This is a genomic window from Fictibacillus sp. EA-CB0309 (assembly GCF_055814265.1).
Window position 1 is genome coordinate 2,658,030 of the sequence record NZ_CP169271.1, and the last position, 23,371, is coordinate 2,681,400.

23 protein-coding genes and 3 pseudogenes are annotated in these 23,371 nt (G+C 40.3%); 6 read left to right on the forward strand and 20 right to left on the reverse strand.

Going from position 1 to position 23,371, the window contains the following annotated elements; genetic code table 11:
- Positions 1-90: 90 nt before the first annotated feature.
- Positions 91-453, forward strand: a complete 363-nt coding sequence (locus ACEWFH_RS14795; protein ID WP_473724592.1) for a DUF2243 domain-containing protein — start codon at positions 91-93, stop codon at positions 451-453.
- Here ACEWFH_RS14795 and ACEWFH_RS14800 read toward each other — a convergent pair.
- Together ACEWFH_RS14800 and ACEWFH_RS14805 are read right to left on the reverse strand one after the other, a co-directional pair.
- Positions 450-1,061 (reverse strand): N-acetylmuramoyl-L-alanine amidase, encoded by a 612-nt coding sequence (locus ACEWFH_RS14800; RefSeq protein WP_473724593.1) that lies wholly within the window; start codon positions 1,059-1,061, stop codon positions 450-452. The genes ACEWFH_RS14795 and ACEWFH_RS14800 overlap by 4 nt on opposite strands.
- Positions 1,062-1,305: 244 nt before the next feature.
- On the reverse strand, positions 1,306-1,455 hold the full coding sequence (locus tag ACEWFH_RS14805) for a hypothetical protein (RefSeq protein WP_473724594.1): 150 nt from the start codon (positions 1,453-1,455) through the stop codon (positions 1,306-1,308).
- Between the two features lie 91 nt (positions 1,456-1,546).
- Here ACEWFH_RS14805 and ACEWFH_RS14810 point away from each other — a divergent pair, with 91 nt between their 5' ends.
- Entirely contained in the window at positions 1,547-1,930 is a 384-nt protein-coding gene (locus ACEWFH_RS14810) for a MarR family winged helix-turn-helix transcriptional regulator (RefSeq protein ID WP_473724595.1), read from the forward strand.
- Positions 1,931-2,054: 124 nt separating this feature from the next.
- Positions 2,055-3,671 (forward strand): MDR family MFS transporter, encoded by a 1,617-nt coding sequence (locus ACEWFH_RS14815; protein ID WP_473724596.1) that lies wholly within the window; start codon positions 2,055-2,057, stop codon positions 3,669-3,671.
- A 7-nt stretch (positions 3,672-3,678) separates the two neighbouring features.
- Here the strand turns inward: ACEWFH_RS14815 and ACEWFH_RS14820 are convergent, their stop codons facing one another.
- From ACEWFH_RS14820 to yfcC, 13 genes are all read right to left on the reverse strand, one after another.
- A complete protein-coding gene (locus tag ACEWFH_RS14820; RefSeq protein WP_473724597.1) occupies positions 3,679-3,843 on the reverse strand; it encodes a hypothetical protein in 165 nt (54 codons plus the stop codon).
- A gap of 42 nt (positions 3,844-3,885) precedes the next feature.
- On the reverse strand, positions 3,886-4,713 hold the full coding sequence (locus ACEWFH_RS14825) for a GNAT family N-acetyltransferase (protein WP_473724598.1): 828 nt from the start codon (positions 4,711-4,713) through the stop codon (positions 3,886-3,888).
- A 128-nt stretch (positions 4,714-4,841) separates the two neighbouring features.
- Complete coding sequence (locus tag ACEWFH_RS14830; protein ID WP_473724599.1) at positions 4,842-5,480, reverse strand: response regulator; 639 nt, start codon at positions 5,478-5,480, stop codon at positions 4,842-4,844.
- 1 nt (position 5,481) lies between these two features.
- Complete coding sequence (locus tag ACEWFH_RS14835) at positions 5,482-6,537, reverse strand: histidine kinase (protein WP_473724600.1); 1,056 nt, start codon at positions 6,535-6,537, stop codon at positions 5,482-5,484.
- A 39-nt stretch (positions 6,538-6,576) separates the two neighbouring features.
- Positions 6,577-7,302, reverse strand: a complete 726-nt coding sequence (locus tag ACEWFH_RS14840) for a hypothetical protein (RefSeq protein WP_473724601.1) — start codon at positions 7,300-7,302, stop codon at positions 6,577-6,579.
- Positions 7,303-7,553: 251 nt separating this feature from the next.
- Positions 7,554-8,900 carry a magnesium transporter gene (mgtE, locus tag ACEWFH_RS14845; RefSeq protein ID WP_473727314.1) on the reverse strand — a complete coding sequence of 449 codons (1,347 nt, stop codon included), beginning with the start codon at positions 8,898-8,900 and terminating at the stop codon, positions 7,554-7,556.
- Positions 8,901-9,087: 187 nt separating this feature from the next.
- Positions 9,088-9,489 (reverse strand): DoxX family protein, encoded by a 402-nt coding sequence (locus ACEWFH_RS14850; RefSeq protein WP_473724602.1) that lies wholly within the window; start codon positions 9,487-9,489, stop codon positions 9,088-9,090.
- Positions 9,490-9,645: 156 nt separating this feature from the next.
- Positions 9,646-10,395, reverse strand: a complete 750-nt coding sequence (map, locus tag ACEWFH_RS14855; RefSeq protein ID WP_473724603.1) for a type I methionyl aminopeptidase — start codon at positions 10,393-10,395, stop codon at positions 9,646-9,648.
- A 241-nt stretch (positions 10,396-10,636) separates the two neighbouring features.
- Positions 10,637-11,242 carry a TVP38/TMEM64 family protein gene (locus ACEWFH_RS14860; RefSeq protein ID WP_473724604.1) on the reverse strand — a complete coding sequence of 202 codons (606 nt, stop codon included), beginning with the start codon at positions 11,240-11,242 and terminating at the stop codon, positions 10,637-10,639.
- 121 nt (positions 11,243-11,363) lie between these two features.
- Positions 11,364-11,750, reverse strand: a complete 387-nt coding sequence (locus ACEWFH_RS14865) for a hypothetical protein (RefSeq protein WP_473724605.1) — start codon at positions 11,748-11,750, stop codon at positions 11,364-11,366.
- Positions 11,751-11,868: 118 nt separating this feature from the next.
- Complete coding sequence (locus ACEWFH_RS14870; RefSeq protein ID WP_473724606.1) at positions 11,869-12,324, reverse strand: pyridoxamine 5'-phosphate oxidase family protein; 456 nt, start codon at positions 12,322-12,324, stop codon at positions 11,869-11,871.
- A gap of 96 nt (positions 12,325-12,420) precedes the next feature.
- Positions 12,421-13,593 (reverse strand): beta-aspartyl-peptidase, encoded by a 1,173-nt coding sequence (gene iadA / locus ACEWFH_RS14875; protein ID WP_473724607.1) that lies wholly within the window; start codon positions 13,591-13,593, stop codon positions 12,421-12,423.
- A gap of 32 nt (positions 13,594-13,625) precedes the next feature.
- Positions 13,626-15,104 carry a putative basic amino acid antiporter YfcC gene (yfcC, locus tag ACEWFH_RS14880; protein WP_473724608.1) on the reverse strand — a complete coding sequence of 493 codons (1,479 nt, stop codon included), beginning with the start codon at positions 15,102-15,104 and terminating at the stop codon, positions 13,626-13,628.
- 197 nt (positions 15,105-15,301) lie between these two features.
- Between yfcC and ACEWFH_RS14885 the strand changes: the two genes are divergently transcribed.
- From ACEWFH_RS14885 to ACEWFH_RS14895, 3 genes are read left to right on the forward strand one after another with little or no spacing between them, the layout of a single operon-like run.
- Positions 15,302-16,483 carry a hypothetical protein gene (locus ACEWFH_RS14885; RefSeq protein ID WP_473724609.1) on the forward strand — a complete coding sequence of 394 codons (1,182 nt, stop codon included), beginning with the start codon at positions 15,302-15,304 and terminating at the stop codon, positions 16,481-16,483.
- Positions 16,366-16,866 (forward strand): sigma 54-interacting transcriptional regulator, encoded by a 501-nt coding sequence (locus ACEWFH_RS14890; RefSeq protein WP_473727315.1) that lies wholly within the window; start codon positions 16,366-16,368, stop codon positions 16,864-16,866. The genes ACEWFH_RS14885 and ACEWFH_RS14890 overlap by 118 nt, the downstream gene beginning before the upstream one ends.
- 14 nt (positions 16,867-16,880) lie before the next feature.
- Entirely contained in the window at positions 16,881-17,369 is a 489-nt protein-coding gene (locus tag ACEWFH_RS14895) for an AAA-type ATPase lid domain-containing protein (RefSeq protein ID WP_473724610.1), read from the forward strand.
- Positions 17,370-17,678: 309 nt separating this feature from the next.
- Here the strand turns inward: ACEWFH_RS14895 and hpaD are convergent.
- The 5 genes and pseudogenes from hpaD to hpaI all read right to left on the reverse strand — a co-directional run bounded on the left by hpaD (position 17,679) and on the right by hpaI (position 23,371).
- Positions 17,679-18,660, reverse strand: a pseudogene (gene hpaD / locus ACEWFH_RS14900) (3,4-dihydroxyphenylacetate 2,3-dioxygenase).
- 12 nt (positions 18,661-18,672) lie between these two features.
- Positions 18,673-20,146: pseudogene (gene hpaB, locus ACEWFH_RS14905) on the reverse strand (4-hydroxyphenylacetate 3-monooxygenase, oxygenase component).
- A 12-nt stretch (positions 20,147-20,158) separates the two neighbouring features.
- Positions 20,159-21,711 (reverse strand): annotated as a pseudogene (hpaE, locus tag ACEWFH_RS14910) (5-carboxymethyl-2-hydroxymuconate semialdehyde dehydrogenase).
- Entirely contained in the window at positions 21,656-22,447 is a 792-nt protein-coding gene (locus ACEWFH_RS14915; protein WP_473724611.1) for a fumarylacetoacetate hydrolase family protein, read from the reverse strand. Before ACEWFH_RS14915 ends, hpaE begins: the two are co-directional and overlap by 56 nt.
- Positions 22,448-23,371, reverse strand: a complete 924-nt coding sequence (hpaI, locus tag ACEWFH_RS14920) for a 2,4-dihydroxyhept-2-ene-1,7-dioic acid aldolase (protein WP_473724612.1) — start codon at positions 23,369-23,371, stop codon at positions 22,448-22,450.

The window sequence follows — 23,371 nt, forward strand, 5'->3', positions numbered from 1 at the left end:
CTCCTACCTATATACCATTATTAAATTGAATTGAAACCTATTTTCACAAAAAAATGTCGTAAATTGTTGATAGCTTAGGAAGGAGTTACTATGAAGATCTCGTTTGGTTTTTTATTCGGCTTGTTTGTTATGTCTCATTGGTCCGTTAGAGCTTTTGCCTGGGAGTTGAAAGCCGTAACAGCTGGCGAACGAATTGGAGCTGTATTTTTAGGAGTTCTCATTTTATTTTTAATTCTGTTGTTTATTTTCAAACGCTACAGCACTTCTTTTTTCCATGGATTCTTAGCTGCGATCGGCTTGTTTTTAACGGTCGATAACATTTTGTTTCACTGGGTGTTTCAATTACATCGTGTTACTAGCGGTCCTGAAGCCAATATACTTGAACCGTTGTTTGTTGTGATAGGAATCGCGCTTGTTTATTACACGCGGAAAAAAGAAAAAATGAGCGTTTAAATGTAATCAATATGAACCGTAAAGCCTGCTGCTTTGGCTTTTAATGCAAGCTTTTCTGCATTTTCTCGAGATGAGAAAGCCCCGATTTGCACTTTATAAAGCTTTCCTGGTGTTGTTACGGTCTCTTTAAATGCCTCTGTATTAACGATTCGTTTCTTTTGTTCGTATTTAACATCCTCTATAAAGAAAGGGAACGTTTTATTATACTGATGGAAGCTGTTCAACGGATCTGTTCGTCGTTTTGGGTCCAGTTGGAAGTGCCCTTTAATATGACGTTCAGGATCCCATTGATACAACTCACATAAATAAGCAAAAAACCAGACGTACCGATTATATGCTTCTTGAAAATGAATGGCACCCCCATAGCATAATTCAACGCCGATTCCCCATTCGTTCGCATCAGATACATCAGAACGTACATGCCATGCTTTTTCATTTAAAGGTATGATCACAAGAATTTGTTTATCATCGATAAAAACATGGGCAGATGCTCCTAAGTGCTTACTATTAAAATAGTTATAGTTTTGCCCAGCTGTTGAACCAGCGTTACCTGTATCATGAGCTACCACATACCTAGGAATGCGATTCCCGCCTGGACGCTGCTTCAATTCTTTTTAATAAACTGATTGGTGATTTTGTATTTTTCTTTCATTTTTACACCTCCAGAAATTTCACATCTACTCTAAAAGTGTTTGAAAGCATAAAAAAAGAGCCATAAGCGGCTCGATTTTTTTGGTTCTTTTTCTAAAAGATTGTTGCTTTGGTACTCGTTTATTTCTTCATCGACAAGTTGCTTGGAGTGTAAAGTGTGAGACTACTGCCCAGCGGAAAGCGAAGCACCTGAAACGGATATCAACTACTTACAAGAACAACATTGTATACAACAATAGCCTTTTTACATTCCCCAGGTTGTGATTGCGTTGTGATCGCCCAAACCCAATATGCAGCTCCGATTAAAAAACCAAATCCTAAAAGCACAAAAAACAGCGTTGAATTTTTCATAATATGTTTCTCCTCAAACCTTTTACTTTCTTTCTTATTAAATATAAATTATCATATACTAATAGAAGAAACAAAAAGCAAGGGTGTTAAAATGGAAAATAGAGAACTATCTCAAGGAAGAAATGAATTAGAACGCGCTCTTGAAATGAGCTTGCGAAGACTTTTTCGCACATTACGAAAAGGTTTGAACGAAGTGTACTCGGATTATATCCCAAGCAACGAATTTGCTGTACTGCAGACTCTATTTAACCAGAGTCCTTTAATGGCATCTGAAATTGCCAATGAATTAAAGGTGTCGTCCAGCCATATTACCGCAGTTACAGATCGGCTTGTTGGAAAAAACTATATACAGCGTGTTCGATCAGATTCAGACCGCAGAATCGTTTATCTGGAAATTACAGAAGACGGTAGAGAAATAGCTAAAAAAATGGATGAGATTAAAAACAAGTATCTAGAAAAAAGTTTGCTAACCTGACTGACGAAGACATGAAACGGATGATAGCTTCTTCAACAAAACTGCTGGATTAATTGAAGCAGTTTTGCTTTTTAATAATACTTCACTTTATGAATTATTTACTACATGAATAGGAGGAAGATAAATGGAACATTTGGAAATGCGACGAAAAGTCATCATTATGCTTTCCATTATGACAGCCATGCTGTTTGCTGCTTTGAACCAAACGATTGTTGGTACGTCATTGCCAAAAATTATTGCTGATCTTGGTGGAATTGAGTATTACAGCTGGGTATTCACGATCTTTATGCTCACTTCCAGCATTACGGCCATCTTGGTCGGAAAACTGTCTGACATATACGGCAGAAAACCTTTTATCCTTTTAGGGATTGGAGTTTTCACAGTAGGATCGCTGTTATGTGGTGTTTCCGGAAGCATACTTGAGCTTATTGCATATAGAGGAATTCAAGGGCTTGGCGGCGGGATGATTATGTCAACCGCTTTTACAGCTGTTGGTGACCTATTCCCTCCTCGCGAACGAGGCAAATGGCAAGGAATCATGAGCAGCGTGTTCGGATTGGCGAGCGTGTTTGGACCAACATTAGGAGGATATATCGTTGATCACTTTCATTGGCATTGGGTGTTCTGGATTTTCCTTCCGTTCGGTCTAGTCGCTTTTGCTGCCATCTACTTTTTATTTCCGTCCGTTCAAAGAAAAGAGAAAGAGTCTATTGATTACACAGGATCGCTTCTTTTAACACTTACGATGGTCCCTCTTCTTCTTTCTTTTACTTGGGCAGGAAATCAATACGACTGGGTATCTCCTGAAATCATCGGATTATTTGCTGTAACAATTGTTGCTTTCTTCTTATTTATCCGTACAGAAAAGCGTGTCTCTAGCCCTGTGCTGCCGCTTGATATGTTTAAGAATAAAGTTTTTACCGTTTCTAACATAATCGGGTTCTTTTTAGGAGCAGGTATGTTCGGATCGATTATGTATATGCCTTTCTTTATTCAAGGCGTAATGGGTACATCTGCAACAAAATCCGGATTTGTGATGATGCCTCTGACGCTTGCCATGGTTGCCGGAAGTACGATAAGCGGACAGATCGTAACAAAGACTGGAAAGTACAAAAAGCTTGCAATGCTTGGGCTGTTCATCATGGTCAGCGGTATGACGAGCATGCATTTTATGGATACCGAGACGACAAATACAACCGCCATTCTTAACATGATCTTAGTTGGTTCAGGACTAGGTATTGCTTTCCCTATCTTCACACTAACTGTACAAAATGCGATCGAACATAAATATTTGGGTGTTGCGACTTCATCCGTACAGCTGTTCAGACAATTAGGCGGTACGATTGGTGTTTCGATCATGGGAAGTGTTATGAACAATTCACTGGCTGACCATTTTAATAAAGAATCTCAAAAATTAATTGCATCTACACCTAACGTTACACCTCAGATAGGTGAGCAGATCAAAGAACTGGCGAATCCACAGGTGCTGTTAAATCAAGGGGCTGTTTTAGAAAAGTTTAGCGCGTTACCACCAGAGTCACTCGGCTTTATTAAACAAGTCTTAGGAATATTGCGTGAGTCACTAAGTTATGCCTTAAACGGAGTTTTCTTAACTGGCGCTATCGTGATTGGTTCTGCGTTCTTACTCACCTTATTTTTCTTGAAAGAAATTCCACTAAGAACGTCTAATGAAGAGAATACAGCATCGAATGAACAAGCTGCTGAGCGAAAGCTGGGGTAGTTAAAAATTAAAAGACGGCAGGGACGATTTTATCGATCCCCGGCCGTCTTTTTATTAGCTGATTTCGTCTTTGGCGCTCGTATTTCTCGGATGGCGCTCGTTCAGCGAGCATAAATGCCGCTGAACGAGCGCCAATTTTCATGAACGAACATAAATCTTTCCTGGTGAGCATATAACACTCTCACAGTTCATCAACCTTTAGAAAACAGTCTTATTATTTCACAAGTGTTGTTTGCTGTTCACGTGATGCTGAACGCAGTGGATAGTTCATGCTCCAAAAGCCGATATCTTTGAAACCTAACCGCTTATAGATGGATCCTGCTTTCGGATTATCGTAAAAAAGGCATACCGCTTTTCCTTCAGCCAGAATGTCCTGACATAACGCTTCCATGCATAGTGATGCAAGACCTTGATTTCTTTTTTCCGGATGCGAACAAACACCTACAATCATAGCTGATAAGGAATTCTCAGCGGTTGATGATGCACTGGAGACGACCTTATCACTATCTTTTATAAAATACGTACGGCCTGTTTTAGTAGTTAATGCTTGTTCTAAACTTTGTTTAGCTGTAGGACGAATATCAAACTCTTTTATCAGATGCCTTAAGTCCATAATGCTATCCACATCTGATAGTTCAGCTTGCATGATATTCTCTCTAGAACTGCTTTTGTTTAAGTAAATGGCATCTCTTAGCTCTGCAAAATAGGTTTCTTTTGTTCGCTCAAAAGCTACATATGGGCGAAACTGTTCAGTTATTTCTTTTTTGCCGGAAAGCATTTCATAACTTTTATTTTGATTAATAATCTTTGAAAAAGCTTCTGCATTAATTGTTCCTTTTGCGTAAGGCAGATAGTTTCCCATGTAACGGAGAAGAATACCTGATAATGTCCCGTCTTCATCCACATCAGCCCAGATTTCCTGAAAATCTGTTTCATAGCCAAAGTTTTCGATGTCTGCAATAATAAACAAGTTTAGAGCTGGTTCTTCACTTAGGTAGTCCATTACTTTTCCATGCCAAGTTTGATCCATCTTAATTATCATCTGTCTTTCTCCTCCCTATGTTGTATATATTTTAGCTGTTAATTGGAAAAATGCAACAATTTTTTAGCGACTTCTCTTTCCAGTGAAATTCATTTTTGCGCAACAAAAAAACCAGCCAAGAGACTGGTTTACATTGGTACGAGCTGGTTTTGCACGGCATAGATGACAGCTTGTGAGCGACTTTTCACTTCAAGCTTCTTAAAAATCTTACTTACATGAATTTTTACTGTCTTATCGCTAATAAATAGTTTATCGGCGATTTCTTTATTGCTTAAACCTTCAACAAGCCCAATCAACACTTCCTGCTCACGGTCAGTCAGGTTCGTTTCATCTTGTTTAATTTGCGTCTGCTGAAGATGGATGTTTACCAGTTTTTTTGTCATTCTTGGTGTAATCATCGATTCGCCTCTATAAACCGCATGTATGGCATCTACCACATGTTCTGAAGGTGCATCTTTTAACAAATATCCATCTGCTCCGGCTTTTAGTGCAGAAAGTAAATATTCATCATGGGTGTACATGGTCAGAACGAGGATACGGATGTTCGGATGTTTTGCTTTAATAACCGATGTCGTTTCCACACCGTTCATTCCTGGCAAGTTAATATCCATAATAATAACATCTGGCATCAATTCTTGAGCTGCCGTTAACGCTTCTTCACCTGATATCGCTTCTCCGATAACTTTTATATCATCTTCAAATGATAAGATGTTTTTTAATCCGTCTCGTAAAATAGCATGGTCATCTACAAGTAAGATAGAAATCATATTAAAAAGCCTCCTTGGATTCTATTTGAGGAATGTGTAACTTAATTTCGGTTCCCTTTCCTTTTGCAGAATCAATATGAAGGGACGCACCTAGACTCTCCGATAATTCGTTCATGTTCAATATGCCATAATGAGGTTCCTGCCTCGCTTTGATCATCGATTCAAAAAGTGAAAATCCTTTGCCATCATCTTTAATCTTAAAAATGACTTGTTCTGTAGAGTAGCTTAAAAGAATTTCCACTTTGCTTGCATCGGCGTGCTTTAGCACGTTATGAAGACTTTCTGAAAAGATATCAAAAATGACTTTCTCTACCATTGTACTGAGTGGGTAACTTGTGCCGCGCTCTTGAAACCGGATTTGGATGTTATGACCTTCATCTTTTACAGCCTTCACTTTTGCTTTTATTGCTTGATGAAGCCCTATTCGTTCGGTTGGATATGGCCGCAACGCGTAAATAGATTCTCTCAAGTCTTTTAAACTTCCTCTTAATTTTTCTGTACTAACCGCCACAAGCTGCTTTGTTCTTTCGGGCTTTTGTTCAAAAACGCGCTGAGCTGTCTCAAGCTGCATGACAGAACCGGCCAATGTTTGTGCGATTCCATCGTGAATTTCGCGGGCAATTCTGTTCCTTTCTTCTAAAAGCACCCTCTTTTCCCGTTCTGATATTAAGAGTTTGGATTTCCATGCAACGGCCAGCTGATTAACGAGTGTTGCCATTGACTGCTCATCGACAGAGGTAAATGAATGTGTTCTTGTTCTTCCTGTAAGAAGTACACCTGTAACTTCATCCTCAATCGTTAATGGCGCGATCATGATGGATTTTATACTGCTTTGAAAATAATGAAACACCCATTCGTTTACTTCATTTTTCTTATTAAACAAAACCATCTTAGACTCAGCCTCTATAAGTTCGAGCAAATTCTCTGATAGATCTTTACTGGTGGAAACACCACCATTTTCGTATGCTAGTTTCCATATGGTTCCGTCAAAGAGGAAAAGAAGCACAGCATCTGTTCCAAGAAACTCTAAAAAGGAAGTTCTACTTGCTTTAACCAATCTTTTGAAGGCAATTGAGCATTAAACGTAGTGCTGATATCATAAAGTGCTTTCAACCTGTTTTGCTCCTGACGCAGCCTTGCTATAAAGGAAGAAATAAGTGCAATTGCGACCAAAGGTGAGAAGAAAAAGATATATGAAAAAGCATCTACAACACCACGGTTTTGACTGCCCAACAAGAACATTAATGTAATGTATAGAACAGAAAAAGAGCGTTACAAGTATTTCTGAGATCGTTTTCGTTTTCCAAAATTGAAAATTGTAGACTTGAGGCCGTAAAAGAAGCACAATATCTACAATTAAATTATTTAATAGATAATAAAGAATTGATATTCCAATCATTCGTATTTCAGCGGACCAAAACAGGCTCCATTCAGCTGTGAAAGTGGATAGCAAAAAGTCAGTAAGATGAACGGCTCCAAAAAAGCTGATCATAAGCTGAGCTGGATTGAAAAGCACGATACGAAGCGGACGCCGATTTAATGCATGAACAAAACACACCATACATCCAAAAACAAAAACCGCTATGCCCCATCCATAAAGAAGCTCGATCGTGTATAGCAATGGAAAGCTCAGTGCACTTATCCCTTTCCAAATTGGAATCGGATAATATTCTGTTATAAAGAGAAAGACCAATAGCGTTAAGAATATGAGAAGGTCTGGAATTTTGGAGATTGAAAACAGACTTAGAACCCAAATGACCATACCTGCTGCAATAATAAGCGAAACAAATGAACTTGCTACTTTCTCCCGGTTTATACCCACTTTTTTCACCAACTTTATCTTTTAAACTGCTTAACAGAGCCTGTCTAAAAAATCTGTCAATTTATTTTATTATATCATAGCGTTTCAACGGCTTTTTTTAGCCGTAAAAAACCGAAATTAGTCGAATGGCATACGCCGCTGACCAATTTCGGAAAAACCAAATGTTTTATTTCATTATCGCATGTTTAAAGGGGTTGTTCTATTGAGCAAAAGAAGTAGATTATATAGTACTAAATATCTATCCTTACACGTTATAATAAATGAGATAAGAACATGGTAGCTGTACCAAAATAAACCAATAGCGAAAAAATATCATTAAGTGTCGTAATGAGTGGTCCCGACGCTACAGCGGGGTCAATTTTAAATCTGTAAAGCAGCAACGGAATTAGCGTGCCTGCTAATGTACCAATAATTAAGGTAAAGAATAATGAGCTTCCAACTACAAGACCTAAAATCAAATTACCTTTCCATAAATAAGCGACGATCGATATTAAGATCCCACAGGTAACACCTATAATGAAACCAACACCAAATTCACGCATGATCAATTTAAGTATCGTTTGACGGTCGGTATCTTGTGAGACGAGTCCGCGTACTACAACAGCCAGAGACTGCGTCCCAGTATTTCCCGTCATACCAGCAATCATTGGCATAAAGTATGTGAGGGCTACTGCTTTTTCAATTGTTCCTTCAAACGTACTAATGATACTGCCTGACAAAATCCCGATAAATAGAAGTAAAATGAGCCAAGGAAGTCTTCTGTATGAAGCAACGAGTGCACTCGTCTGAAAATCAATCGATTTACCTGTTGCTGAGAGCTTCTCGATATCCTCGTTTGCCTCTTCAATCAAAACATCGAGTACATCATCGACCGTGACAATTCCAATTAATCGATCTTGTTCATCTGTTACAGGAACTGCGATAAAATCATAACGCTCGATCGTTCGGGCTACTTCTTCCTGATCGGTTTCTGCAGGCACGGAAATGACCCTGCTGTACATAATATCTTCTATCTTTTCGTGCATCTCAGCTAATAGGAGGTCACGATAAGAAACTACACCAACCAGCTTTTTATCATCGTCGATCACATATAGGTAATAGATGTTCTCAGCAAAACCGGCAAACGTTTTTAGTTTTTCAACCGCATCCCGCACGGTGTACACTTGCGGGATCCAAACAAAGCGGTTGGTCATGATACCACCGGCAGTATCTGAATCATATTGCATTAGACTTTGGACCGTTTTGGATTCATCTGCTTTCATGGATGATAAGAAATCCTGAATCTCATTAACATCCAAGTTGCCCAAAAGATCGGCAAGGTCATCGTTTTCCATTAAGTTCATGATATGAGATGAACGTTCTATGCCAAGCTTGTGCAGAATCTCCATTTGAAGATCGCTTTCAAGTTCTTGAATCAAAGAAGCAATCTGTCTCGTCGTTAAAAAGGTGACGAACTTATGCCTGTGCTTTTCCGGCAAATTTTTATAAACGTTAGCAATATCATATGGGTGAAGTTCATCAATTAAAAGCTGAAACTCTTTCTTGCGCAGCTCTTTTAAATTTTTAATCACATACAATAAGATCTGATTTTCTGACATCTCTTTAAACAAGGAACGTCACCTCCTTATAAAGTACTTCATTATTATAAGTTATTTTTCTATATGTGACTATTGATTAGTGACTGAACTTTGCTGTATTCACACTATTAATAGGATATGGTATTTCACAAAGAAAAAACCACTTATCAAAAGTGGTTTTCCTCACGTAAGATTCCTATTCTATTCCCTACTTTAACCACATGTAATCCAGTGAATATTCTCCTGCACCAGTTAAGGCAACGCCTATAACTACAGCGATCAAAATCAAGTTAAATTCATAGCCGTTCGCTGTCACCCAGAATCCATTTTGCAAGTGCACTTTTAAAATCGCAACGAGCATCGTTCCAGCAATCAAAATTGCTCCAACTTCAGTAAACAGTCCTGCTGCAAATAATAGTCCTCCGCCAAACTCAGCAAGACCTGCTAATAATGCCATCGTATAGCCAGGCTTAATACCGATCGACTCCATCCAGCCTCCAGTTCCTTTTAAGCCATAACCTCCAAACCAGCCAAATAACTTTTGGGCACCATGCGCTGCTAGTGCAAGACCAACCACTAATCGAATAATAAGCAATCCTAATGATAACATTGAATAATTCCCTCTTTCTAATTAAATTTTGTTTTACTTACTTTATGTTAGTATATTACAATGAGTAACTTGTCTATGTCAAGTTACTTTAAAAAATTATCTTATAAGCAAAAAAATTACCGCCTTCTTATTTAAGAATATGCGGTAATAATACTTTTAAAACTGTTCTGTTAAAATAATTGGCCCCTCTTTTGTAATCGCAATGGTATGTTCATATTGAGCGGATAAACTTCCGTCAAACGTAACCGCGGTCCATCCATCTGATTTCATAGTTATATAAGGCATACCTTTGTTGAGTATTGGTTCTATCGTAATAACCATTCCCTCTTTAAGCGTTGTTCCTGTATTTCGTTCTCCAACATGATGAACTTGAGGATCTTCGTGAATGTTACGTCCAATACCATGTCCAATAAATTCTTTGACGATGGAATATCCCTTTTTCTCAGCATAAGACTGGATAGCATATCCGATATCTCCCAATCGGTTGCCAACTTGTGCTTCTTCAATCCCTTTATATAATGCTTTTTTTGTCGTGTCCATCAAACGCTGAGATTCTTGCGAAATGGTTCCAACTCCATATGACCAAGCTGAATCCGCGAGCCAACCATTTAGATTTACAACAAAATCTATGGTTATGATATCACCGTTTTTCAATACTTTTTTATTAGGAAGTCCATGACATACCTCATGATTAACAGAGGCGCAAGTTGCAAACGGGTAGCCCATGTATCCTTTTTGGGCAGGTTTTGCACCACGCTCCAATAGAAAGTTCTCTACAAACTGATCCAGTTCTAAAGTTGTGATTCCCGGTTTTACGATTCTTTTTAATGCTTGATGACAGGAAGCAAGGAGCTTTCCTGCTTCTCTCATCTTCTCTATCTGCTTTTGTGATTTAAGCTTAATCAACCCGAACTCTCCCCTTCCTCTTTTTTATCTATATTCAAATCAAAAGAGGTTCGTGAAACGGGTAAAGTAAAAAAATAAAGCGGTTTTCGTATTCATTGTTGCTTTTGAAAGTAGATAATTTCCGTTCCAGGTGCTCGCTTTCCACTCCAATCAACTGTTCAGAGAAGAGAATAAAAAGAATTACGAAGCAAACACCGCTTTAGAAAATAGCCGAAAAATAAAAAACATCGAGCGATTGTACCTACGCCCGATGCTCTGATTGTTTAAGTCTTGATTCTACCACTTTGCCGCCTAACCATAGTACGAATATGCCGAATACAATCAATCCTAATTTAAGAGGGCTTTTTAAAACATCAACAAAGTCATAACCGATAAACGATACGATTGCAATCATGACTAATTTACCAAGGGATAGTGCCAGCAAAAATGTTTTAGTATCAATCCGAGATAGTCCGCCAACAACGTTTACAAGTGCAGACGGAGTGAATGGAAAGCAGTAGATTAGAAACAACATGCCGAATCCGTGCCGTTCTACCCAATTTAGCATCCGCGTTGTGTTTGTGTGTCTGTTTAAGAAATCTAGAAATTTCTTCTGTCCAAATCGTCGTACGAGCATAAAAACAATAATTGAACCTACACAAACCCCGATCCACGAATAAAGAAAACCTAACCAAAATCCGTATGCTGCTGCATTACCTGCGACAAAAATAAATAGAGGCAGGATCGGCAGAAAAGATTCTAGCATAGGCAGCAAAACCCCTGGCAAGAAACCAAGATCTTTGTATTGATCAAGCAGCTGCAAAATATTTTTTTCAGTGAAATAGCGTTCCCAGTTTCTCCAGTCCATCAATCGTTCACCCTTTTCTTCCTCATACCCTCATCGTTGCCACAGAAAACTTGTTTAAAACCGACTTTAGGAAAAACAAGGAGTTAGTTCTCTAATTTTATCACAAAGAGAGAAAAGTTCACTATTTGCTAATTGATTTTGAAGGTGTATTTTCAATCCTTTTCCCGAGAATAAGAGTGCAGAAAAAAGCAGCTGTCAAGGATGCTAAAGCATACAAAACACTAGCACCGTCCATCCCTTTTGTCTCAGGACCTTCAGGGAAGAGAAGCCAATAGATGGCAAGTGATCCATGAAGCAAAACCCCAAGAGCTGCTAGAGCCTTATTTATCCAAGTATAGTTGAATCGGTTAAGTGCACTCATGACTGCAATGATTCCCCAAAAAAGCAGAAGATAGCCCCAAACATTCAGCCCTTTTGATTTTGTCTCTAATAAACTTGTTACATTCAAAATGCCGATTAGTAACGAAATAAGACCTGAAAAAAGTAATAAGCGCCACATTAAAGACATTGCAGATCCTCCTTTACTTTAAAGAGATTAAACGATAAATTAAAAAACCGCCAGAACAAGATGTTTTGACGGTTTGTGCAAGTATTTCTGCAGCTTTCTTAGTTGTAAGAAGCTAAATTTATTTCATTAGAGCAGCATACACTTGCTCGTCTAGCTCTTTTGCTTTCTTTTCATTATACGTTTTTTCATATACAGGTTCTTGAACGATCTTCGCACCCCAGAACATGCTTTCAAATACATGTTCGATTTCTACTTCGATCTTCGCAAGCTTTAAAGGTACGCCTCCCATTGCAAATTCAAGAATATTTGCTTTTCCGTTAATGGAATACACTGTTTCTAGACCAACAACCGTAAGTACGACATTCGGGTTATCCTGGATATTCGTTACGATGCGGGAATTGTTCGTTACAGTAAATCTGATCTTACCTTCTGACAGACTTTTTACCCACGAAATTGCGTTAACGGATGGGGCTTTCGTTTCTGCGTCAACCGTACCTAATAAAACGAGTTGCTCGCCTTGCAGGTGTTCAAACAATTCAGGACTTAACGTTGTTGGTATTTCCTGTTTCGCCATATGATCGCCACCTTCGAATGATTTATATGTATGCTATTTATTTTACCATATATTTCTTAACTTAAAGTGAAAAAGGAAGCTAAAAATCAGCTTCCTTTACTCTTCAAATGTTCCTTTAATCACGGCTTCCCCGTCCCGTACCATTACTTGCCCTAACGCAATAACAGAATCAATGCTTAGGTCTTGGTTTAATAGAACAAGATCAGCATCCAGACCTTCTTGCAGTCTGCCTTTTTCTTTCAGCTTCAAAACTCGAGCGGGATTAGAAGTGATTGTCTGCAGTGCTGTTTCTAGTGGAACACATTCCGTTTTAACGGCATCCTTTACTTCACCGTACAGCGAGTTCACTTTACCGATACGCAGTCCTGTAAATTCGCCAAATTCATTAAACGCAGGCAAACTTCCTTGTGCGTCTGATGTGAAGGTTATTTGTTCAATAGCGACTCCTGCATCAAGCATTCTTTTAAGTCCTATGCTGCATTTGACTTCGCCTTCTTCTAAAAATTGCTTCGTCGTACTTGTTGTAAAATCTACGATACCGCCTTTTTTCGCATATTCGATCCCCGCTTCAAATAAATAAGAATTCCGGTTAATATGCGTAGGGTAAAATTGAGAAATAGGCAGATCGGTCGTCTCCACAACTTCCTCAATTAAAGATAACATGTGTTTGCTGTCGCCAAGGTGAATGTTCACAACACCTGCTTTTCCTGAAAGCATGCCTCCAACTCTTGCTTGTGAAGCGAGCCTTGCCAGTTCATGAGCGGTCGGCTGGCTGGAACGATGGTCAGCGATCGCGATCTCACCCACACCAATAATTTCGTCAATCATCATAATATCTGTTTCAATATTTCCCGTTAACGTTTTAACTGGCACTTGGTAGGATCCAGTATGCACAAAGCATGAGATTCCTTCTTCTTTAAGCGCTTTTGCTTTTGCGATTAAGTTGGTCATCGTACGCGCTGTTCCGTCCGTACCGATCACACCAACAATCGTTGTCACACCTGCTTTAGTAACATCCGACAAATAGATCTCAGGAGTTCTCGTTTTATATCCGCCTTCTCCTCCGCCGCCAGTAATATGAACATGTGCATCGATAAAACCTGGTGCCACCATTTTTCCTGTTGCATCAATAACATGGATATCAAGAGCTGGTGCAGGCCAATCAATATTTTCTGAGATGCTGGCGATCTTCCCGGCAGCTAGCAAGATATCCTTTTTACCGAGATAATGAGGCGCGTATACCTCACCGCCTTTTATAAGTGTAAACATGTAGATCATTCCTTTATTTTTTCAAAGATAGATTATTTAAAACCAATAAGGACTGCTGTAACAATTACAATAGAAGCTAAAATAAATAACAATAGCTGAAACTTAATCTGGAATTTAAACCATTTGGACCACTCGATACGTGCCGCACCCAATGTTCCCATCAATGCCCCGGAAGTCGGTACAATCATGTTTGTAAATCCGTCACCAAGCTGAAACGCAAGTACTGCCACTTGTCTAGTAACGCCTGCCATGTCAGCAAGCGGAGACATTAACGGCATAGTAAGAGCGGCTTGACCTGAACCTGAAACGATAAAGAAGTTAAACACGGCTTGGAATACATACATGATCCAAGCTGAAACGGCTACTGGTACATCTGAAACTAGACCACCAGCTGCATTGAGCATTGTGTTTAATACGGAAGGTTCAGCTGGGTTGTCTCCACCTAACATGATAATAACCCCTTTAGCCATACCAACAATGAGGGCTGCAGGGAGAATATCTCTAGCTCCTTGTTTGAAACCATCAGATATACCGTTTACTGTCATGTTATTTAATTTGAAGATTACTCCAATTATACCCGCAACTAAACCGATTGTGAAAAATTGAGTTGCAATTTCAGGAATGTAATATGCTCTTTCAACAACGCCCCATACAATCCAGATTACCCCTGCTACTATTGTTAAAAGAATAAGGATATGTCCTGTTCCAAAGTTCGCTTTAATATCCGTTTGTTTAAAATCTTCTCGGAAGTAAGCATCGGACTCATATGATAATGAACGTTTAGGATCTTTTCTAATTCTAGAAGCATAGATCCATGTATAAACAATACCCACTAATGTAAAGAATGCCCACATACCAATACGGAAAGGTGCACCGGACAAAACGGGAACTCCAGCAATCCCTTGCGCAATCGCTACTCCAAACGGATTCATCCATGATGTGGCAAATCCGATCTGTGTGGCAACATACGTAATCATAACCGCTGTAATCGCATCATAACCAAGCGCAATTACGACTGGCACAAGAATCATCGCAAACGCAATGGCTTCTTCACCCATTCCAAAAACGGCTCCACCTAAAGAGAATAACAAGAACATAATCGGAATAATAAGGACTTCTTTTCCTTTTGTACGGTCAATCATCTTTAAAATACTATCTTCAATCGCACGCGTCTTCATAATAATTCCGAATGCGCCACCGATTATAAGGATAAACGCAACAACCCCAACAGCAGATCCCCACTTATCACCAGTAACCAAGCCTTCAAAGATATAGTTTAAGAACCCGGCACCGCCGCCTTCTTCAAACAGGCTGACACCTTGAGTAGCAGGCTCACCGTCTTCCCCTTTTACATACGAAAAGCTGTCAGGAACAAGAACTGTTTTCGTCTGCTCTTCCCCGCCTTGCGTATAGGTCGTTTCTTTCGTTTCAAATTGACCTGCCGGAATGACATACGTTAATAGTGCCATTAATGCTACAACAAAAAACACGATAACAAACGTATCCGGCATCGTAAATCTTTTTTCTTTTCCACGTTACTTCCCCCTTTTCTAGAATTCACCTTATACTATTTGCAAGAATTGTGCCAACATTCAGTCTCCCTATGTTAAAGGTTTTTAAAGTTTTGGTTTCCTTAATTGGATGTTTATTAGATAATAGTTTTATAGCCAATAAACGACCTATAAGAGACCATTAAAAGAAGGTGTATATGATGGAAGCCCAAAAACAAATTGTTCTGTTAGCAGGTACAAAAGAAACACGTATTGCACTATCACATCAACTTCAATCCATATTAGGCGATTTTTTTCATATTAAAAGCTATTCTTCCGAAGAGATGCTTCCTTCACAGCTCGAGAACGAAATTGTTATTCTATCTTCTTATCTTATAAAACGAGAGGTAGCTCACTGTTTGAGTGAATCTTGCAAAGTGATTACGGCAAGACGCACCGTCAACTACGAATATATGGATCAGCTTCTACAACTGCCAGAAGGTACAGATGTTATGTATGTGAATGACTTTCCTCAAACAGTCGAACAGTCTGTACAAACTCTCGTACATCTAGGAATCGATCACTTGAATTATCTTCCCTATTACCCTGGCATTCCTCACTATCAATATGCAGATATCGCTGTGACACCCGGCGAGATGCATCTAGTGCCGAAAGAGGTTAAGAGAATCATTAATATCGGTGTACGCCTAATTGACATTACTACTATAACAGAGATTTTGAGCGAACTTGGTGTATTGGAAGACCTGGCAACAGGCATTTCTGAACGATTTACAGAAAAAATTATTCAGTTGTCCAAGAAACTTGCACTTGCAAATCAAAAGGCCCTTCAACTTAACGAACACTTAGACAAAGTATTAAATGGTGTAAATGATGGTATTCTATCATTTGATCATACGGGAAAGGTTACCGTATTTAACGAAGAACTGGAGAACATATTTTCCACTGCTTCAAAACAAGCTGTGGGAAAACATATCAAGCAAATTATTAAAGACAAAGAGTTGCTGGACTTTTTAATAGATACTGAAAATGAACAATCTGACCAATTTTTTACGATCAATGATACAAATGTTATGGTTCACCGGTTTACTTTGCCGGCCGAAAACACGATGATTGCTACATTTAAAAACACGAGCACGACAATCTCGATGGAGAAAGCCGCACGACATGAACTGAAACGAAAAGGCTATATCGGAAAGTATTTTTTAACGATATCATTGGTGACTCCGAAGAAATCGTCCGAACAAAAAATATTGCGAAGAAACTGGCTGCAACAGACCTCTCCCTCCTCATACAAGGCGAGAGCGGCACGGGTAAAGAACTCTTTGCAAGTTCCATTCATAACGAATCCGGTAGAAGAAACGGTCCCTTCTTGGCAGTAAACTGTTCTGCACTTTCAGAGGATTTATTAGAAAGTGAACTATTCGGATATGAAGAAGGTGCATTTACAGGAGCAAAAAAAGGAGGAAAACAAGGCCTCTTCGAACAGGCAGAAGGCGGTACCATTTTCCTCGATGAAATTGGAGATATCAGTGTCAAACTTCAAACACGCCTCTTACGGGTTCTGCAGGAAAAAGAATTAAGGCGGGTTGGAGGAACACGTGTACTCCCAATCGACGTAAGGGTTATTTCTGCCACGAACAAGGACCTGGCATCTGACATAAAACAAGGATTGTTCCGCGAAGATCTGTATCACCGGTTGAATGTTCTTTATTTAAAAATCCCGCACTGCGTGAGCGGAAAGGCGATATACCACTTTTACTGAATCATTTTTTAGCGATGCGTTCTACTAAAAAAATGAAAGTGGAAAGCGAAGTGGTTGGCCATCTTATGAACCGTTCTTGGTCAGGTAATATTAGAGAATTAAAGAATGCCATTGATTATATGCTTGCTGTATGTGACGGAGAGAAGATTACGGTTTTGGATCTGCCTCAGGAAGTGATGAGAATACGAAATTTCGAGAAGAATTTGGTCGCTGATGTGGTTAAGGAGGTTGCAGCGAGCGCGGAGGAATTGCCGCTTATAGCTCCTAATGAAGAAGCTGCGATTTTGAGCTGTATCTATCGCAACCATCGTTCTGGTAAAGCATCCAGCCGGAAAAGCTTATTGATGGATTTGGAATCACAAGGCGTTAAATTGTCGGAAGCTCAAGTCAGATTGCGCTTAGATCTCTTGGAGCGGAAAGGGTTTATCGTCAAAGCAAAAGGACGAAAAGGAACACGGTTGACTGACAGCGGGCTTATTTATATTAAGAATGAATTGGAGTGAGAGATGTTGTAAGGCAATGCGCTCGTAGATTTTGGGTTGCGCTCGTAAAACCTGGGCATCGCTCGTAATACCTGGGAATCGCTCGTAAAACTTAGGAATCGCTCGTAAAACTTGGAAATCGCTCATAAAACATGAGAATCGCTCATAAAACTTGAGAATAGCTCATAAAACTTTGAAATCGCTCATAAAACTTGAGAATCGCTCATAAAACTTGAGAATCGCTCACTTCTCCTCCATATAACACAAAAGCCGGCTCACACTGAAGAGGAGCCGGCTTTCTGCATTTTCATATCTTGACCGCACCCTGTATCAAGTCACAAAATCAGGCTTACGTTGCGCCAAAGTAGGACTTTTCAGCTCTACAGGCTCTCCTTTTTCCAAACTTAAGAAAGAAGTCGCCTCGTTAAACCAGCTGTCAGGAGCTTTATGTCCCCAGAACGTCTGGCGTCTTGGGTCGTTAATATCCCATTTGATTGGCTTAAAGTCAGGATCACTCGTTAAATAATCCCCATTATATAACTCAATTCGGTTTCCATCTGGATCGCGAACATAAAGGAAAAATGCATTTGATAAGCCGTGACGTCCTGGTCCGCGCTCGATATTATCTGCATATCCCATACTCGCCATCACATCACAGCAATGAATCAGGCTCATTGGATCAGACAGCCAAAAGCCTACGTGATGAAGGCGGGTCCTTCTCCGTTCATAAAGGCAACATCATGAACAGTCGGTTTGCGGTGAAGCCATGCTGCCCATGTTCGATCATCTTCTGTTGCCGTATATTCCGAAACTCTAAATCCGAGTTCATCTGTATAGAACTGAACAGCAGCTTCCACATCTTGAACCATGCAGTTGATGTGATCGATACGCTGAACACGAGCCCCACGGTACAGATCATACTTTTGAATGCAGCGTTCAACACTTTCCATCTCTACGAAAAACTCAAGAGGTATGCCAGAAGGGTCTTCTACACATAACCTCTTACCTATTCCAACAGCAGAGTCTGCGTCTTTCCACAGTACTTTCGCTCCTTTTCCTTTAAAAAGGTTTCGAGCTCATTCAAGTGGCTATCTTCCCAAACTTTATAGCTCACTACATGAACGCCAGGCTTATCTGCTTTTTTCAAAAGAAGGCTGTGATGAGAGTGCTCTTCCAGCCCCCGTAGTGCCATCCACTCTGAAGTAGCGGCTGTTTCAATAAAACCTAGTGCGTTTACATAAAAATCACGGGAAGCATGGAGGTCGGTTACGTTCATGACAACACGCGCGATTCGTATAATGTTAAAATCCATGACGACTACCTCCTATACACTCGTGTAATTATGGCTTTTAGAATTCACGCGTTGCAGAAAATCCTTCACCATTGCTTTATAAGGCTCTTTGTTAAATTGATCATAATAAATATTCGACATACGGGCCGGATCTCCGAAGAAGTAATACTCATAAAGCGCTTGGCGGCCGCCGAACGTGCTGATGGAGATATCCCATGCTAAACGGAACAATTGCGTGCGCTCATAACCATCAATGTTGGCTCCTTGTGTATAGCGATGTACGAGTTCGCCAATATCATCTGCGTTAAAGTCAGCTTCTGTTGGAATCCCCATCAGACCTGATGCACCTAAAATCTTCACGATCTCTACGATGCGCTGATACATTTTCGGTACCAGTTACGCGCTGCGTTCAGCGGTGCAAAGTCCGGCGTCATGTTTCCGTATTTATCAATAGAAGCGTTGTGCTCTGCACGGTAGAGGTGAGAACGCATTGTTTCTAAAATAAGCATTACTTCGGATGCTTTCTCTTTAACATGCGGGAACACATCAATACCGATTGATTCCATCATGTTTAAAATCACGCCAAGCACAAATTCCGTTTTCACTGTGTTTTTCGCGATTACTTGATGCGCCATGTGAACGATTGCGTTCGTCTCCACGTACGTACGGTTACAAATATCTGAGCTGCCGCTTACGAAAACGCGATTCCACGGTACTAGCACATTATCAAAAACAACGATTGCATCACTTTCTTCAAATCGGGAGCTAAGCGGGTGATCCCATTGGCTTCGACCCGTATCAAACGATTCACGGCATAAGAATTTCAATCCTTCCGTGTTGTTCGGAATCGCAAAAGCCATTGCATACGGATCGTCTTCAGATGAAGCCTTATTCAACGTAGATGGAAACACGACGATTTCATCGGTTACACCACCTAGTGTTGCTAGCAGTCTAGCACCTTTGACTACAATTCCATCTTTATTTTTTTCAACGATGCGAGCAGATAAATATGGATCTTTTTGTTCAGACTGCTTTTTCGAACGGTTCGTCTGAGGATGAATGAGCGTATGCGTTAAGCTGATATCATTTTCTCGGCAATAGTCGTAATACTTTCTTGCGTTCTCCGCAAACATCGGATCATTTTGCGCAAAAAAGTTACCCGACGTACCAAATGCCATGACGCTCGTATTCAGGTAATCAGGTGTTCGACCCATCATTCCACCTGTGTAGCCCGCCCACTCAGAAATCATTTCGCGACGGCGGATGAGATCATCTACCGTTTTAGGAGCGATAAAAGAAAGGCCTACTTTATCACCCGTTTGTTCAGAGGTGTATAGCATCTTGTCTGCTTTTTCGTGCTGGAGGTCATACAAGTTGGCAATGGATCTTACGATGTTTCGAAATGCTGGATGAGAAGGTACATCTTCTACTTTCTCACCATGAATCCAAACATTATTCTTAGCCTTTGAAATTCCTTGAATATATTGTTCCCCGTGCGTGCAGGCAAAGAAATCCCTCCTTAATGTTTCGCTTCTGTCTGAAGCGTTTGTTTTTTCTTTCCGAACTGCTGAATGTGATGATCAGCGAGTGCAACATGCACCACTTTCATCTCTGTGTAAAATTCAAACGCGTAATGTCCGCCTTCACGGCCGATTCCTGAATTTTTAGAGCCTCCGAACGGAATACGAAGGTCGCGTACGTTTTGCGAATTTACCCATAACATTCCGGCTTCAACGGCATTTGCGACACGAAGACCTTTTTTCATATCGTTCGTCCACACATAGCCAGCAAGGCCATACTTAATATCGTTTGCGTAATCGATTACTTCTGCTTCATCTTTAAACGTTATGACCGACAAGACAGGACCAAAGATTTCTTCTTGTGCCACAGTCATATCATTTTTTACGTTTAATAGAAGAGTTGGTGCAACAAAGTTTCCTTTTTTATGAGATTCGGAGAGAGGCTGGCTGTATATCTCCGCACCCTCATCTTTAGCAATCTGTAAATAACGCTGCACATTTTCATAGTGTTCCTTATGGATAAGAGGGCCGACTTCAGTATCCGGATCTGATGGATCGCCAACGATAATGTTATCTACCCTCTCCTTTAAACGAGCAACGAACTCATCTTTAATCAATTCTTGAACGAATAATCTAGAATTCGCTGTACATCTTTCCCCGTTAAAAGAGAAGATTCCCACACACAAGCATCGAGCGCACGTTCAAAATCACAATCATCAAATACGATGATCGGCGACTTTCCGCCAAGCTCCATTGAAAAACGCTTCAAAGAGGCAGCACCATTTCTCATAATCTCTGAACCTGTCTTCGTCTCACCAGTAAACGAGATAAGCTGCACATCTTGGTGAGCAACAAGGGACGCACCAGCTGTTTCACCAAACCCATGAACGACGTTAAACACACCAGCCGGAAGTCCAGCTTCATCCACAAGCTCTGCTAGTTTATTAGCTGTTAATGGTGACCACTCAGCTGGTTTTAGAATGACAGTGTTCCCAGTTGCGAGTGCAGGCGCAATTTTCCACGTCTCAAGCATGAAAGGCGCGTTCCATGGCGTAATGAGTCCCGCTACACCTACAGGCTTCTGAATCGTATAGTTCATGAACTCGTCATCAACGTGATACGCTTCGCCTGACATGCGGTTTTTTACCATTTCTGCATAAAATCTAAAGTTATCTGCAGCACGTCCTACCATTTTTCTCGTTTGAGCAATAGGCAGTCCTGTATCGTACGATTCCAGCAAGGCGATCTCTTCAATGTCACGGTCGATCAGCTCGGCAATTTTATAGATGTATTGAAGACGCTTTTCCTGCTTCAGCTTGCCCCAAGGACCTTGTTTGAACGCTTCCTTTGCCGCTTTCGCTGCTGCATTGATGTCTACTTTCGTTCCTTCACTTACCGTGTTAATCTTTTCGTTCGTAAAAGGATTGACGTTAACAAAGTAGTCTCCTTTATGCCCCGTTACAAACTGTCCGTTAATATAGTGCTGAATCATTTCCTTAATTTCCGGCTTCATGATCCTTCCCTCCAGTTGGCACCTTTTCAGTACGTCCATCAACAATCGTATTTTCAAGTACTCCAAGATAATCAATCTCAAGCCTTACTACATCGCCAGGATGAACGTGAGAAATTCCTTTTGGTGTACCTGTCCAGATGACATCATATGGTTCAAGCGTCATAAATGACGAAACAAATTCAATGATCTCAGGGATAGAATACATTAGATCTTTCGTGTTCCCTTGCTGTCTTAATTCACCGTTCACATACGTCCGCAGTTCAAGATTTGTAACATCCGGGATGTCAGCAGCATCCACATAATAAGGACCCATCGGACCAAACGTATCATGCCCTTTCGCACGAACCGGCGGTCGATACCAGTTGTTCACAAAATCACGAACTGTTACATCGTTCGCAATTGTGTAACCGCTTACAAAATCCATCGCATTTTCAGCTTTAATGTTTCTTCCCTCTTTACCAATGACAACCGCAAGTTCATTTTCATAGTGCATGTAAGTTGCGCCATCTGGATAGAACACTTGCCCTTTATGACCAACAAGTGATGAATTTGGCTTGATAAAAAGTACAGGTTCTGCCGGCTTTTCCAGTCCTAGTTCATCTGCATGATCTGCGTAATTTAATGCGAGTCCAATCATTTTGTTCGGCTGAAACGGGGGCAGCCATGTTTCAATCTCACTTACATTTGCCGTTTTACCAGATGAGAATGTAATCACATCATCAACAATTGTTCCTTTTTGTTCTCTTCCTTCAAAAATCACGCGTGCGTGTTTCATTTATACTTCACTCCCTATCTTTTCGACTAATCCGTAATCAGCAAGTACGGCTCTGATCTCTTTTTGCAAAGACTCAGTTGGCAGGTCCATCGGCAGTCTTAATTTCGGGTTGATTCTGCCCATCATTCCAAGTGCTGCTTTTAACGGCGCTGGATTCGTGTCTTTAAAAAGAACATCGTTTAATGGCATCAAGTCATAATGAAGCTTCAATGCTTCTTCTACATTTCCAGAATCCCATGCGTTATACACTTCTGCTACTTTAGAAGGCAATACGTTCGCTGTTGCTGATATGTACCCTGCTCCACCTATCGCAAGCATCGGGTAGCAAAGAAGTTCAATGCCTGAATACAGCAAAAAGTCACGTCCACAGTTTAATAGCACACGGTTAATGTGTTCGAAGTCTTTATTCGATTCTTTTACACCTATTATGTTTGGACAGTCATCATTAAGTCGGGCTAGTGTTTTAACTTCTAAATTTACTGCTGTTCTTCCTGGGATGTTATAAATGATAAGCGGAATGTCTACTGAGTCGGCGATCAGTTTAAAGTGTTTATATAGAGCATGCTGAGAAGGCTTGTTGTAGTATGGGACGATCACCATAGCGGCATCCGCACCCATTTCTTGAGCGAGTTTTGTTAAGTGAAGAGATTCTTGATGGTTGGTGGAACCTGTTCCAGGTACGATTGGAACACGCTTGTTTACCGCTTTTATTGCTGTTTCCATGACTAGCTCACGTTCTTTTAACGTCAGTGACGAAGGCTCCCCTGTTGTTCCTGTAACAGAGATACCGTGGCTGCCAGACTGGATATGCCAATCTATTAAACTTTTGAGCGTATCGAGATCCAATGACTCATCATCATGAAATGGGGTGATGATTGGTGCGATGGATCCTCTCAATGATTTTTTTGCTTCTTCTACGTTCAT

What these genes read in the sequence shown, in the direction of transcription:
- ACEWFH_RS14795 (WP_473724592.1), top strand. Translation starts at nt 91, where the DNA reads ATGAAGATCTCGTTTGGTTTTTTATTCGGCTTGTTTGTTATGTCTCAT.
- ACEWFH_RS14805 (WP_473724594.1), bottom strand. Translation starts at nt 1,455, where the DNA reads ATGAAAAATTCAACGCTGTTTTTTGTGCTTTTAGGATTTGGTTTTTTA.
- ACEWFH_RS14810 (WP_473724595.1), top strand. Translation starts at nt 1,547, where the DNA reads ATGGAAAATAGAGAACTATCTCAAGGAAGAAATGAATTAGAACGCGCT.
- ACEWFH_RS14815 (WP_473724596.1), top strand. Translation starts at nt 2,055, where the DNA reads ATGGAACATTTGGAAATGCGACGAAAAGTCATCATTATGCTTTCCATT.
- ACEWFH_RS14820 (WP_473724597.1), bottom strand. Translation starts at nt 3,843, where the DNA reads ATGCTCACCAGGAAAGATTTATGTTCGTTCATGAAAATTGGCGCTCGT.
- ACEWFH_RS14825 (WP_473724598.1), bottom strand. Translation starts at nt 4,713, where the DNA reads ATGATAATTAAGATGGATCAAACTTGGCATGGAAAAGTAATGGACTAC.
- ACEWFH_RS14830 (WP_473724599.1), bottom strand. Translation starts at nt 5,480, where the DNA reads ATGATTTCTATCTTACTTGTAGATGACCATGCTATTTTACGAGACGGA.
- mgtE (WP_473727314.1), bottom strand. Translation starts at nt 8,900, where the DNA reads ATGTCAGAAAATCAGATCTTATTGTATGTGATTAAAAATTTAAAAGAG.
- ACEWFH_RS14850 (WP_473724602.1), bottom strand. Translation starts at nt 9,489, where the DNA reads ATGTTATCATTAGGATTGCTTATTATTCGATTAGTGGTTGGTCTTGCA.
- ACEWFH_RS14860 (WP_473724604.1), bottom strand. Translation starts at nt 11,242, where the DNA reads ATGGACTGGAGAAACTGGGAACGCTATTTCACTGAAAAAAATATTTTG.
- ACEWFH_RS14865 (WP_473724605.1), bottom strand. Translation starts at nt 11,750, where the DNA reads ATGTCTTTAATGTGGCGCTTATTACTTTTTTCAGGTCTTATTTCGTTA.
- ACEWFH_RS14870 (WP_473724606.1), bottom strand. Translation starts at nt 12,324, where the DNA reads ATGGCGAAACAGGAAATACCAACAACGTTAAGTCCTGAATTGTTTGAA.
- iadA (WP_473724607.1), bottom strand. Translation starts at nt 13,593, where the DNA reads ATGTTTACACTTATAAAAGGCGGTGAGGTATACGCGCCTCATTATCTC.
- yfcC (WP_473724608.1), bottom strand. Translation starts at nt 15,104, where the DNA reads ATGCCGGATACGTTTGTTATCGTGTTTTTTGTTGTAGCATTAATGGCA.
- ACEWFH_RS14885 (WP_473724609.1), top strand. Translation starts at nt 15,302, where the DNA reads ATGATGGAAGCCCAAAAACAAATTGTTCTGTTAGCAGGTACAAAAGAA.
- ACEWFH_RS14895 (WP_473724610.1), top strand. Translation starts at nt 16,881, where the DNA reads ATGCGTTCTACTAAAAAAATGAAAGTGGAAAGCGAAGTGGTTGGCCAT.
- ACEWFH_RS14915 (WP_473724611.1), bottom strand. Translation starts at nt 22,447, where the DNA reads ATGAAACACGCACGCGTGATTTTTGAAGGAAGAGAACAAAAAGGAACA.
- hpaI (WP_473724612.1), bottom strand. Translation starts at nt 23,371, where the DNA reads ATGAACGTAGAAGAAGCAAAAAAATCATTGAGAGGATCCATCGCACCA.